The organism is Pseudomonas lyxosi (assembly GCF_047758685.1).
In the GTDB taxonomy this organism is placed as follows: Bacteria; Pseudomonadota; Gammaproteobacteria; order Pseudomonadales; family Pseudomonadaceae; genus Aquipseudomonas; species Aquipseudomonas lyxosi.
Genome location: NZ_CP180481.1, coordinates 4,681,039 through 4,694,244, shown reverse-complemented (window position 1 = coordinate 4,694,244; position 13,206 = coordinate 4,681,039). Strand labels below are relative to the sequence as shown.

Here is a 13,206-nt window from a genome sequence, read left to right as displayed (position 1 = left end):
TCTCCATTTATTGTTATGTGTACTGTGAAACGCGATTGAATCAGGCTCAAAGCGTCTCTCGATTGGGCAGCAGCATGACCTTGATCGCTTGCCCGCTGCCTTGGACCTCAAAGGCCTGGCTGACGTCGGCAAGTGCAAACTGATGGGAGATCAAACGTTCACGGTCAAGCTTGCCTTCAGACATCAACTGCAAGGCCAGTTCCAGCTCTTCGGCCGCGTAACCATTGGAGCCAAACAGACTGATTTGCTTGTTAATCATCGGCATCATGTCGATGTTCAACCGGTCCTCGTAGGCGCCAAAGCAGATGACCCTGCCGTCGCCCGGACGTGCCATGCGCAGGGCCGACTCCAGAGGTGCCGGCCCGGTCATGTGTTTCAGGTACCCCGCACACTCAAAGACAACACTGATATCTGTGGGCTCTATCTCGGGATAAGTGATTGGCAGAAAGCCACAGATGGCTTTGGCCGCGGTGAGCAAATCCTGGTGTCGGGGATTGATCGTATCGGTCGCCCCGATCTCCAAGGCCATAGCCAGGCGCTCATCAGATACATCGATGGCGACAATTTTCCCGACGTCGACTTCCAGCGCTTTGAGCGCCTGAATCACCCCGAGACCGATAATGCCCACCCCGAAAACTACAACGTTGTCGCCCGATTTCAGGTTGGCTTTGCGGATCATTTGCAGGCCATCGGCCAAGGGTTCGGTGGTCGCCGCAGCAGCGAAAGAAACATTCTCGGGAATGCGCACCAGCTGAAACGGATTGACAGGCACGGGCACCAAGTCAGCCATTCCGCCCATTCCCACACCTACCACACGCTCACCAATGCTGTAACCGACCACCCTCTCCCCAACCGCCGTGATCACCCCACTGAATTCATGCCCGGGAATCTCCAGCCCTTCAGGGTCGACACGCACCAATTGCTTGCGATGGGCGTCGGTGCGGAACATATGCAGGTCACTGCCGCAAATGCCGCAGGCTTCTACGCGTATCAACACTTCGCTAGGCGCGACTTGCGGCATTGTCGCCTGCGCATTCATTTCTATATGCCCAGGGTCGTGAAAAACGGCTGCTTTCATGGACTCATCCCTTCTAAAAGTTGGATATGGCGTGCCCGTCAGCGCAATTCCTTACGCATGATTTTTCCACTGGTGGTTTTGGGTAAATCGTCGCGAATCTCGATTTGCCGTGGGTATTTATAGGCAGCCATGCGTGATTTACAGAAAACAATAAGCTGTTCAGGTGTGACCTGGGCGCCCGTCTTCAGGCTAACGACGGCTTTTACGCTCTCTCCGCGATAGTCATCTTTCACTCCAACCACAGCGACTTCACGCACCTCAGGATGGCCGTAAAGAACGTCCTCTACTTCTCGTGGCCAGACTTTAAAGCCGGAGGCGATGATGACGTCCTTCATCCGATCAACGAGGAAAAGCCAACCCTCAGCGTCCAGATACCCAACATCGCCGCTACGCAAAAAACCATCACTCATGACTTCGCAAGTCGCCTCAGGGCGTTGCCAGTAGCCACGCATAACTTGCGGGCCACGAATCAAAATCTCACCGATGCTGCCCGTCGGTAGTGCCTGGCCCTGCTCATTGGCAATACGCAGGTGGGTAGCATGAATGGGTAATCCAACCGACAACACGCCCTCTTCGTTGCACACTGCCAATCGATCATGAGGCACTGCCGTTGCCACAGAAGTGGTTTCAGTCAGTCCATAGACCGCTCGGATGTCGTGCCCAAATTTTTGCCGGAAAGCAATGACCACTGCTTCAGGAATGGGTGCGCCGCCTGAGTAGATTTTTTTCAGTGACGCAAGCTGTTCTGGACGAACCTTGTCAGCGTTAAGCAGTGCAATGAACGCGGTGATGGCACCGATAGTGAATGCAGCCTGATAGGTCTGCACGGCTTCGGCAAAAACCTCAGGATGAAAGCGAGCAGTCAGCACAAGGGGAGCGGAGCAGGCAAAGGCGACGCCGATATGCAGAATCAGTCCGGTGACGTGAAACAGGGGAGCCATCGCCAGGATCGGCACACCATCATCAAGAGCGGCCCAGCTGCGAAAAGCCTCGCTGTTAAAGGCATAACTCGCATGACTATGTTCAACCCCTTTGGGTAGGCCGGTGGTTCCCGAGGTGTACACGATAGTGGCAATGTCACTGCTCTTGATCCGTGTACGAACCGGCTTGGCATTGACCCACGCCGCGGTAATGTCGCGCAGGAAAAAGCCTTCGCCCGCGGGTGCCGAGGGCACTCCGAAAATACGCGGATCATTGCGGCTCTGAAGTTCATGCTGACCCGCAACAATCAACAGCAAGTTGTCGGGCCGATGTTCAAGCTGAGACACCACCTCATGAAAGAGATAGTCATGGCACATCAACACTCTGGCCTGACTATCCTCAAGCAATAACGAGAGCTCTCGAGCCCGGTTCATCGGGTTGATGCTCACAGCAATTGCCCCCAGCTTCCAACTGGCAATCAAGCCAATCACAAACTGCGGCACATTTTGCAGAAACAACCCGACACGATCTCCAGCGACCACACCTTGCTCCTGCCAGAATGCCGCCAACGCATTGGCGTCCCGATCCAGTTGGGCGTAGCTGAGCGTCGTGTCGAAATAATGCACGGCAGCGGCCTGTGGAGCCTTGTCCCGGGCGGCGTCGAACATCTGCAAGGCATCGGTAAAATGCGCCTCAAATGCGCAATGAGGCGAAGACACGACAACTCGTTCAACACTCATGACGCTGCGACTCCTCTTGCTCCATGGTGGCGAGGCAGCCAGCTGGGTTCGTTGACCCATTTTCGAGCGTTACAAGGCACAAAATGGCCTTCATCGCAGACCTCGCATTTTCTTGTTTTTTTGGATTATCGCGGCGTATAGATCGAGCAATAGCCCTGGAAAAATCGAGCGCCAGCACCGCAGTTGCTATAAGTGTTCGCCCCTCCATCATCCGACCGCATCGTCTGTTCAGACTATTCTTGAAGCCCCCTACTCGCGAGTAAGCTATTTCCTTGAAAGCACGGATGCGACCTCTTGGGTCGAATGGCTTTCGGGCAATGACGTCATTCAGCCGCAACTCGTTTGATCAGGGATTTCCATGACGAACACCAACGACAATCGCTCACCGTGGGCAAAGAAGCAGGACCGCCTGACCGAGCGAGAAAACAAGCGCGACGCTGTACTACGCACGGCAGCCGAGTTGTTCAACGAGAAAGGCTTTCACGCCACCTCCCTTGACGAAGTGGCTGAGCGGCTGAATGTGAGCAAGCCGACGGTGTATTACTACGTGAAGAACAAGGATGAAATCCTCTTCGAATGCGTACGTATCGGTCTGGAGATGCTGGAGAACGCCTCGAACGAAGCCATTCAGAGTGGTAGTGATTCAAAGGAAAACCTGATCGCCGTAATGCGCAAGTACGCCGAGATCGTGACGATGGATTTCGGTATGTGCTTGATTCGTGTCGGTGAAGACCCCTTGCCTTTGAAAAGTCGCCGCAAACTGCGACGACTAAAGAGTCGCATCGATCTCAAGTTCCGCAGCCTGATTCAGCAAGGTATAGCCGACGGGGTCTTGATGCCCTGCGATCCAAAAATCGCAGCCTTCACCATCGCCGGCGCGTTGAGCTGGATTGCCCGTTGGTATGACCCCAAGGGCCCCCTCAGGGTCGAAGACATCGCTAACCAATGCATCGACTTGCTGATGAACGGGCTCAATTGCAGATCGACCCCCAGCAGCGGTGTCAACTGATCCAGTCCCACCGAGAAGTGCTTGCAATGACAAAAAAAGAAACCTCAAACATTACCGAATTTCATCCCGAACAGCTCCAGGTGTTCCTCAAGGACACGATCAGCGGGCTTCAAGGGGATATGCGCCTTGAGCGCATCGGTGGTGGCCAGTCCAACCCGACATTCTTTGTCACCTTTGATAATCGCGAGCTGGTGCTTCGAAAAAAACCAAGTGGTGAGATCTTGCCATCGGCCCACGCGGTTGATCGTGAATACCGGGTCATGACCGCACTTGCGCAGTCCCGAGTCCCAGTGCCAAAGACAGTTCTGTATCACGCAGAGCCCGACATCGTCGGAACGCCCTTCTATTTAATGGAAAGACTCCAGGGGCGCGTTTTTCCGGAATATAGCCTGCCCGGGGTATCACCCGACGATCGCAGAGCCATGTATGAATCCATGGCCCGGACGCTGGCAGAGCTACATCAAGTTGACTGGCAGGCGATAGGCCTTTCTGACTATGGCCGAGAAGGCAATTACTTTTCCAGACAGTTGGCGCGCTGGGGTACGCAATGGGAAATGGCTAACCAGCACGATAATCCCGAGCTTGACAACCTGCTGGCCTGGCTACGCGTCAATTTACCCCAAGACGATGAAACCACGATATGCCATGGCGATTTCCGACTGGGTAACCTTATGTTTCACCCCACCGAACCGCGAGTCATCGGCGTGCTTGACTGGGAGCTTTCAACCCTCGGCCACCCACTTGCCGATCTGGCTTACAACTGCATCGCCTGGCACACCTTGCCGTCTGAGTATGGCGGCATCCGCGGCCTGGATCTGCGGACACTGGGCATACCTTCGCAAGCAGAGTATTTGCAGCAGTACTACCATGCCACCCAACGCAATCGAGGGGCCGAAACCTTTCACTTCGCTTTCGCGCTATTTCGCCTGGCGGTGATTTTCGAAGGCATAGCAGCTCGGGCACGATCCGGCAGCGCAGCTTCGGAGAACGCCGCAAGTGTCGGCCCCTTGGGAAAAGTTTTCGCCCGACGCGGCCTTGAGCTGCTCGATAACGCCATTGTCATTTGACCAGTCGAGACCCGCCCATGAACTTTGAATATCCGCCCCACGTCGTTCAACTGCAACAACGCCTTCAAGCGTTCTACGATAATTACTTGCTGCCGGCCAACATCCAATGGCATCACCAGGCTGAACAAGGTATTTACCCACTCGAGTTGATCAATGACCTTAAAGCTCTCGCCAAGGACGAAGGGCTATGGAACCTGTTTCTGCCAGCCCTGCGATCGGACGAGCCAGGCACCCGGCTAAGCAATCTCGAATACGCGCCGCTGTCGGAAATCATGGGCAGACTGCCTTGGGCTGCCGAGGTGTTCAACTGCAACGCGCCAGACTCCGGCAATATGGAACTGTTGCACCTCGCGGCCAGCCCCGAGCAATACCAGCGTTGGCTCAAGCCGCTGCTGGAAGGTGGCATTCGCTCCTGTTTCGCCATGACAGAGCCGGACGTCGCTTCCTCTGATGCCACCAACATTGCCACACGCATTGAGCGCGACGGTGAGCAGTATGTGATCAACGGGCGCAAATGGTTCACCACAGGCGCTCTGCACCCAAACTGCAAATTGATGATCGTATTGGGCCGCAATGCCGATGAAAGCAGCAGCCACCAAAACCACTCGATGATCCTTGTGCCGATGGACACTCCCGGCGTCCAGATCGTGCGCAACGTGCCGCTCATGCATCACTACGCCGTCGAGGGGCATTGCGAAGTATTGCTCAGCAACGTCCGTGTTCCACTGGATCATCTGTTGGGCAAGGAAGGCGGCGGCTTTTCCCTCGCCCAGGCACGTCTTGGGCCGGGACGCATTCACCATTGCATGCGCACCATCGGTCAGTGCGAACTGGCGCTCGAATTGATGTGCACCCGCGCTCTGGAGCGAAAGGCATTCGGTCGTCACCTGGCAGATTTTTCCAATGTGCGTGACTGGATTGCCGAATCGCGAGTAGAGATCGATCAGGCGCGACTCCTGGTGCTGCGCGCGGCGGACACGATCGATCGTTTGGGCAATAGCAGCGCCCGCGTCGATGTCTCGGCCATCAAACTGGTCGCCGCACGCCTGCAAACCCGGGTGCTGGATCGTGCCATTCAGGTATTCGGTGCCATGGGCATGACCGCCGATACCCCGCTCGCATTCCTCTGGACCTGGGGGCGCGCGCTGCACTTCATTGACGGACCGGACGAGGTGCATCTACGCACCGTCGCCAAGGATGAACTCGCCAAGGCCAAAACCCGAGGCGCGGCCTGCGCAGCCTACTTCACCCCGAATTTACCGTCCCATCTCGTCGCAGGAGATCAACAATGAACAGTGAGGATGCACCCTTGACGTTGACCCTGGACGGTCCGGTTGCTCACCTTCTTTTTGATCGCCCTGCAGCACTGAATGCAATCAACGTCCCCATGGCTATAGCGTTTCGCGACGCCATGCGGACCATCTCCGCCTCTAGCGATATTCGTGTCGTTATCCTCAAGGGCGCCGGTCGTGCGTTCATCGCAGGGGGTGATCTTGCCAGCCTGCGAGAAAACCCACTGGAAAATGCCCAAGCCTTGATTGAACCCTTACATGAGGCGCTGGCGATCATGACCGGACTGTCACAACCGGTGATTGCCAGCGTACATGGCGCCGTCGCAGGCGCTGGCGTCAGCATCGCGTTGGCCTGTGATTTTGTTCTGGCCGCGCAGGGCACGCGCTTCAACCTGGCTTATGCCTCGATTGGCACCAGCCCTGATGCATCGGCCTCATGGCACCTGCCAAGGCTGGTCGGCCTGCACAAAGCCATGGAACTGCTTCTGCTCAGTGAGCCGTTCGATGCTGACGAAGCTTTGCGCCTGGGTTTGATCGGCAAACTGGTTGCCGCGGATCAGCTCCAGGCTGAAACCGAACGCTTGGCCAATCGCTTGGCCGAGGGCCCGACCTTTGCCCTAGGGCAAACCAAACGGCTGTTACGAAATGCCTTGCAACGCAGCCTTGAGGAGCAACTGGACGCCGAACGCGAAGGGTTTTGCGCGTGCACTCAAACCGAGGATTTTGGTCGTGGAATAGATGCTTTCTTCACCAAGAAAAAAGCCCACTATCTCGGCTCTTAGTCTGAACAGACGATGCTTCGAACCGGGCGCACATTGAAGATGTCGTTGAAGGTGAAATGACCACTCGACCTTGAGTTGTCACACGCTACCAACGGACTAACCCATGGCGCCCCAGATGACTCCTATTCCATCGGCCAAACAACTGCGTACACCCAGCGGTCTGGATATCCACTATCAGGACGACGGTCAGGGTGACACGCTAGTGTTCATTCACGGTAGCGGTCCTGGCGCCAGCGGCTATAGCAATTTCCAGGGCAATTATCCATGGTTCAATGAGCACGGTTATCGAACGCTGGTTCCCGACCTCCCTGGTTATGGCTTGTCGTCCAAACCTGAAGACGTCGACTATGTGCTGGACTTCTTCGTCAGTGCCTTGCATGAATTCCTGCAGGCACTGGATGTGCAGCGCTGCGTACTGATTGGCAATTCACTGGGTGGCGCGATTGCAATCAAATATGCACTCGACTTTCCTGAGGCGGTCAGCAAGCTGATCCTGATGGGGCCGGGCGGGCTGGAGGAGCGCGAAGTGTACTTCCAGATGGAAGGCATCCAGAAAATGATGCGCGACTTCGCCGATGGGGCACTGGACCGTGAAGGCATGCGCCGCCTGCTCTCCATTCTTGTCTATGACTCATCGCTGATCACCGAAGAGTTGCTTGATCAGCGCGTCCCGATCTGCGCGCTTCAACCCAAAAGCGTGCTCTCGACCATGCGCGTGCCCAATATGAGTGAGCGCCTCGCTGAAATCACCTGCCCGGTGCTTGGCTTCTGGGGCAGCGACGATAAATTCTGCCCAGCCCAAGGTGCGTACAAAATCCTGGCGCATTGCCAGGATGCACGCGTTGTCCTTGTCAACCGCTGCGGGCATTGGGTCATGGTCGAGCATCGCGACCTGTTCAATCGGACCTGCCTCGACTTCTTGCAAAACGGCTAAGGGATTCTCCATGGACCAGCACCTCATCAGCGAATTGGGCGACGAGTTGTATGCTGCGCTACGTGCGCGCAAGACACTTTCACCGCTGACCACGCACCACCCCGAGATCAGCATCGACGACGCCTACCACATTTCCTTGCACATCCTGCAACGACGAATCGCCGCCGGCGAACAACTGGTGGGCAAAAAAATCGGTGTTACCAGCAAAGCCGTGCAGGACATGCTGAATGTGCACCAACCGGACTTTGGGTTTCTGACTGACGCTATGCACTACCCCAACGACGCCTGCATCAGCCTGAGTCAATCCGGTCTGATCCAGCCGCGGGCGGAGGGTGAAATCGCCTTCATTCTCAAGGAAGACCTCCATGGCAACGTCACGCGTGAAGACGTATTGGATGCCACTGAATGGGTGCTGCCGTGCTTCGAAATCGTCGACTCACGGATCACCGATTGGAAAATCCGCATCCAGGACACGGTGGCAGACAACGCTTCATGCGGTGTTTTCGTGCTCGGCGATCAGCGCACCGCACCTCGCGAATTGGACCTGGCCAGCGTCCGTCTCGACGTGCTGCGCAATGGACTCGCCGCGGGTTCTGGACTGGGTAGCGCCGTCCAGGGCCATCCCGCTGAGGCTGTGGCCTGGCTGGCCAACACCCTGGGACGCTTCGGCATTCCATTCCGTGCCGGGGAAATCATCTTGTCCGGGTCTCTCGCACCGTTGGTACCAGCCAGCGCCGGTGACAGATTCGAGCTCACCATCGAAGGATTAGGCGCAGCGTCGGTCAGTTTCATCGACTGATACCTGCCCCCCATCACGTTTCAGGAGGTGCAATATGCGAAGAATCAAATGTGCAGTGATCGGTCCAGGCAATATCGGCACCGATCTGCTCTACAAACTAAGCCGCAGTCCTGTGCTCGAACCCGTCTGGATGGTGGGTATCGATCCCACATCCGAAGGTCTGGCGCGTGCTCGCGAGATGGGCATGAAGGTCACGGACCGCGGCGTAGACGGGCTGTTGCCCCATGTGATCGAGGACGGTATTCAGATCGCTTTCGATGCTACATCAGCCTATGTGCACGCCGAAAACTCGCGAAAGCTCAATGCGCTTGGTGTGTTAATGATCGACCTCACCCCGGCCGCGATCGGACCGTATTGTGTACCACCGGTCAACCTGCGCGAACAGGTCGGACAGCGGCAAATGAACGTGAACATGGTGACTTGTGGCGGCCAGGCGACGATCCCGATGGTCGCCGCGGTATCACGGGTACAACCGGTTGCCTATGGTGAAATTGTCGCGACCGTTTCCTCTCGCTCAGTCGGCCCGGGCACCCGCAAGAATATCGATGAATTCACCCGCACCACTGCTGGCGCCATCGAACGTGTCGGAGGCGCAAAACAAGGCAAGGCGATCATCGTCATCAACCCGGCAGAACCGCCCATGATGATGCGCGACACCATCCACTGTCTGACTGAATCCGAACCCGATCAAGCGGCGATTATCGCTTCGGTGCATGCCATGATCGCCGACGTGCAAAAGTACGTGCCCGGTTACCGCCTCAAGAACGGCCCAGTGTTCGATGGCAATCGCGTGTCGATTTTCATGGAGGTCGAGGGTCTGGGGGATTACCTGCCCAAGTACGCCGGAAACCTGGACATCATGACGGCCGCCGCAGCCCGGACTGCAGAGATGTTCGCAGAGGAAATCCTCAACGGTAACTTGAACCTCGAACCCCAGACCGCGCTGGAGGCCTGACATGAACCTGCAAGGCAAGAAAATCATTCTGCACGACAATACGCTGCGCGACGGCATGCATCCCAAGCGTCACCAGATCAGCCTTGAACAAATGCGTGCGGTCGCCCGCGGGCTGGACGATGCCGGCATGCCGCTGCTGGAAGTCACCCATGGCGACGGCCTGGGCGGTGCGTCGGTGAACTACGGTTTCCCGGCCCATACAGACGAGCAATACCTGAGCGCGGTGATTGGCGAACTCAAACACTCCAAGGCATCAGCCCTGCTGCTGCCGGGCATTGGTACGGTCGATCACCTGCGCATGGCCAAGGACCTGGGCGTGCATACAATCCGCATTGCCACACACTGCACCGAGGCCGACGTCTCAGAACAACACATCGCCTTGGCTCGTAAACTGGAAATGGACACCGTGGGCTTTCTCATGATGGCGCACATGGTCTCCGGCGAGCAGTTGGTTACCCAGGCCAAGCTGATGGAGTCCTATGGCGCCAACTGCATTTATGCCACCGACTCCGCCGGCTACATGCTACCCGGAGACGTGACCGAGCGGATTGGCGCACTGCGTGCAGCGCTTAAACCGGAAACCGAAATCGGCTTCCACGGCCATCACAACATGGCGATGGGTATTGCCAACTCCCTGGCCGCCATCGAAGCTGGCGCAGTACGTATAGACGGTTCGACCAATGGCCTGGGCGCCGGAGCGGGCAATACACCGCTGGAGGTGTTCGTCGCCGTGTGCAATCGCATGGGCATCGAAACGGGCGTCGATCTTTACAAAATCATGGACGTTGCCGAAGACATCGTACTGCCGATGATGGACCACATGGTACGCATCGACCGCGACTCATTGACGTTGGGCTATGCCGGGGTTTACTCGTCTTTCCTGCTGTTCGCTAAGCGCGCCGAAGCCAAATACGGTGTGAGTGCCCGGGATATTCTGGTCGAGTTGGGCGCTCGCGGCATGGTCGGCGGCCAGGAAGACATGATCGAGGACACCGCCATGGACATGGCCCGTGCCCGCGACAAAGCACAAGCCATCGCCAAAAGCGCCTGACACGTCCCTCCCTCCGGACTCGGCGCCCCCACGCAGGCGCTGAGTCCGTCTTTTCTCCTTTCCTGTACCCCTTCGATGCGCCCCTCCTCCCTGCCTCACACCGCTGCGAACACCACCAACCGCGGTGTCACTCAGAACACTCTACGGGTTGCCATGCACCTGGCAAACAATCCGCGACACCCGTGCGGATAGTTAGTCCGAAAGGACGATGATCATTCTTGACAGGTTTTCTACTCTGCGGGCATACCAACCAGATCGAGGAAGCCCGTGTGGTAGACCTGACAGAGGCAAAGAGTGAAAGCATTCGCACTTGGGAACTGTACTGCGACACTCTCAAGCGCGCAGGTCTGCAGCTACAACGCCAGGAGGCGCCTCAAGACGACTTCAACCAGGCAGAAGGTATGCGTTATCTGAGTCGCTTGGCGCGCATCGGTCTTGAGATGTTTGTTGAAGGCGGTGACGAGCAATTCCCGACTTTTATGGTGCCCTCCCACGAGACAGCAAAAATCGGCGCCGATAATCCGGACATGGGGTATCTGGCCGCCCGCATCAACGGTCAGTACACATACAGGATCAGTGGATTACGCGGATCGGCCGCATCGATCAACTTCAGCACCAAGCGCGGTGGGTACGAGAAGTCAGGCAAGCTGGAACCTGGTGGCTTCATCGACAGCAACAGTCTGACGTTCGCCCAAGATGGAAGTTTCGAACTCGTTATCAGCCAATACCCGCAACCGGGTAACTGGCTGAAAATTGACCCAGACAGCATTCAATTGCTGATTCGCCAGGTGTTCCTTGATCGAGCCAATGAGAAACCGGCCCAACTAAAGATCGAGCGTATCGACGCCGACGGCAAACCCTTCCCGATCAACCCGGGGAAGCTGCGCAACAATCTGGTTCAAGCCGCCCGTTTTGTCGAAAACACTGCGACCACCTTCGCCAATTGGGCGCAAAGCTACGAGGGGCATATCAACCAATTGCCCCCTGCCGACCAAGCGCTCTGCCAATCGGTGGGTGGCGATCCAAACATCTTCTACTACCACTCGCGCTGGCAACTGGCTGAAGACGAAGCGCTGGTGATTCATCTCGACCGTATCCCGGACTGTGAGTACTGGAACATCCAGGTCAACAACTACTGGATGGAGTCGCTGGACTATCGCTACTACCGAATTTCACTCAATCAACACTCCGCCAAGCCAAATCCAGACGGCAGCGTAACCCTGGTGATCGCTCATCGTGATCCGGGCACCTCAAATTGGCTGGAAACCGCAGGCCATGACGACGGCACGTTGTGCTTTCGCTGGATAGGCTCAAAAGAACAGGTTCACCCCAGAACGCACGTGGTGAAGCTCAACGAATTGCCACTAGGACTCTAGAACATGACCACTACCCCCCCGCTTGACGCCGAGGCCCTGCTCGCCGAGGCGATGAATCGCAATAACGGCCTGAATGATTTCGGCGACCCGAGTTTTCGTGAAGGTCTGGACGTGCTGCTGGCCTCGATTAAAAAAGACGGCCAGCTGTCCACTATCGGCAGCCAGATGTTCGCCGAACGCCTGGTCGAAAGCCTGGGCTCGCGTCTGGTGCTGGAAAACTATGTGCAGCGACACCCTGAGATTCTGAATGAGTCGATTGCAGATCCAGTGGTCATCGTCGGTCTGCCGCGCACCGGCACCACCATGCTGCATCGGGTTCTGGCCCGGGATCCGCGCTTTTACACGCCAGCCTGGTGGGAAGTCCGCTATCCGGCACCACTGGCCACCGCCGAGGCCGGCAAACCGGACCCGCGGATTGCCCTGGGCAAGGCTGAGGTCAAAATGATGATCGAGGCCATGCCGGAATTGCTGACCATGCATCCATTGGATGCCGAGTTGTGCGATGAAGAAGTCGTGCTGATGGAGCACTCGTTCCTGAGTGCCATGTACGCCTATGCCAATGTCCCCGACTACACCGATTGGCTCGGTCGTCAGGATCAAACCCCAGCCTATGTGTACTTGAAAAAACAGCTGCAATTCTTGCAATGGCAAAAGCGTCAACGCGGGGTAGTGGCACAACGCTGGGTCATGAAGGCACCGCACCACACTCACGCCATGGACACGCTGTTCAAGGTATTCCCGGGTGTGAAAGTCATTCAGACGCACCGTGATCCGCTGGAAACCATTCCTTCGATGAGCAGCTTCGCTTACACCATCTGGGGCGTGTACAGCGACAAGGCCGACCCGAAAAAAGCAGCAAGCATCTGGTCGGCTAAATTCGCCAAAGGTCTGCATGATGCCCTTTCCGTGCGCGATAACCAGCCCAAGGACCGCTTTCTCGATGTCTGGTATCTGGACGCCGTCGCGCGCCCGCTGGAAGTCATCAAGCTTATCTATCCGTTCATCGGTGTCGAGCTGACGCCAGAAGTCGAGCAACTGATGCAGCAATGGTTGTCCTCCAGCAGCCGGGATAAACGGGCCGCACATGAGTACTCCCTGGAGAAAATGGGGTTGACCAAGGAACAGCTCGAACATGACTTCGCCGCCTACCGCGCGCGCCACATCCTCCCGCGCCTGGAGAAGAGCGCGTAACCATCGTCAAG

12 protein-coding genes are annotated in these 13,206 nt (G+C 56.8%); 10 read left to right on the top strand and 2 right to left on the bottom strand.

The genetic code is table 11. From position 1 onward, the window contains the following. Positions 1 to 46: 46 nt before the first annotated feature. On the bottom strand, positions 47 to 1,078 hold the full coding sequence (locus ACMXYI_RS21605) for a zinc-dependent alcohol dehydrogenase (RefSeq protein ID WP_415768982.1): 1,032 nt from the start codon (positions 1,076 to 1,078) through the stop codon (positions 47 to 49). Between the two features lie 38 nt (positions 1,079 to 1,116). Further along, positions 1,117 to 2,739 carry a class I adenylate-forming enzyme family protein gene (locus ACMXYI_RS21600; protein ID WP_415768981.1) on the bottom strand — a complete coding sequence of 541 codons (1,623 nt, stop codon included), beginning with the start codon at positions 2,737 to 2,739 and terminating at the stop codon, positions 1,117 to 1,119. Between the two features lie 358 nt (positions 2,740 to 3,097). Between ACMXYI_RS21600 and ACMXYI_RS21595 the strand changes: the two genes are divergently transcribed. From ACMXYI_RS21595 to ACMXYI_RS21550, 10 genes are all read left to right on the top strand, one after another. After that, positions 3,098 to 3,748: a TetR/AcrR family transcriptional regulator gene (locus tag ACMXYI_RS21595; RefSeq protein WP_415768980.1), complete on the top strand. Its 651-nt coding sequence runs from the start codon at positions 3,098 to 3,100 to the stop codon at positions 3,746 to 3,748. Positions 3,749 to 3,774: 26 nt separating this feature from the next. Then, on the top strand, positions 3,775 to 4,815 hold the full coding sequence (locus ACMXYI_RS21590; RefSeq protein WP_415768979.1) for a phosphotransferase family protein: 1,041 nt from the start codon (positions 3,775 to 3,777) through the stop codon (positions 4,813 to 4,815). Positions 4,816 to 4,832: 17 nt separating this feature from the next. Next, complete coding sequence (locus ACMXYI_RS21585) at positions 4,833 to 6,107, top strand: acyl-CoA dehydrogenase family protein (RefSeq protein WP_415768978.1); 1,275 nt, start codon at positions 4,833 to 4,835, stop codon at positions 6,105 to 6,107. Next, positions 6,104 to 6,889: an enoyl-CoA hydratase/isomerase family protein gene (locus tag ACMXYI_RS21580; protein WP_415768977.1), complete on the top strand. Its 786-nt coding sequence runs from the start codon at positions 6,104 to 6,106 to the stop codon at positions 6,887 to 6,889. The genes ACMXYI_RS21585 and ACMXYI_RS21580 overlap by 4 nt, the downstream gene beginning before the upstream one ends. 115 nt (positions 6,890 to 7,004) lie before the next feature. Further along, complete coding sequence (locus tag ACMXYI_RS21575) at positions 7,005 to 7,823, top strand: alpha/beta fold hydrolase (protein ID WP_415768976.1); 819 nt, start codon at positions 7,005 to 7,007, stop codon at positions 7,821 to 7,823. Positions 7,824 to 7,833: 10 nt separating this feature from the next. Then, complete coding sequence (locus ACMXYI_RS21570; RefSeq protein WP_415768975.1) at positions 7,834 to 8,622, top strand: fumarylacetoacetate hydrolase family protein; 789 nt, start codon at positions 7,834 to 7,836, stop codon at positions 8,620 to 8,622. 34 nt (positions 8,623 to 8,656) lie between these two features. After that, positions 8,657 to 9,577 carry an acetaldehyde dehydrogenase (acetylating) gene (locus ACMXYI_RS21565; RefSeq protein WP_415768974.1) on the top strand — a complete coding sequence of 307 codons (921 nt, stop codon included), beginning with the start codon at positions 8,657 to 8,659 and terminating at the stop codon, positions 9,575 to 9,577. A gap of 1 nt (position 9,578) precedes the next feature. Continuing rightward, entirely contained in the window at positions 9,579 to 10,628 is a 1,050-nt protein-coding gene (gene dmpG / locus ACMXYI_RS21560) for a 4-hydroxy-2-oxovalerate aldolase (protein WP_414907040.1), read from the top strand. Positions 10,629 to 10,846: 218 nt separating this feature from the next. Then, the gene (locus ACMXYI_RS21555) at positions 10,847 to 12,004 is read left to right on the top strand and encodes a DUF1214 domain-containing protein (protein WP_415768973.1); all 1,158 of its coding nucleotides are present in this window, start codon (positions 10,847 to 10,849) and stop codon (positions 12,002 to 12,004) included. Positions 12,005 to 12,007: 3 nt separating this feature from the next. Further along, entirely contained in the window at positions 12,008 to 13,195 is a 1,188-nt protein-coding gene (locus tag ACMXYI_RS21550) for a sulfotransferase family protein (protein WP_415768972.1), read from the top strand. The last annotated feature ends 11 nt before the right edge of the window (positions 13,196 to 13,206 follow it).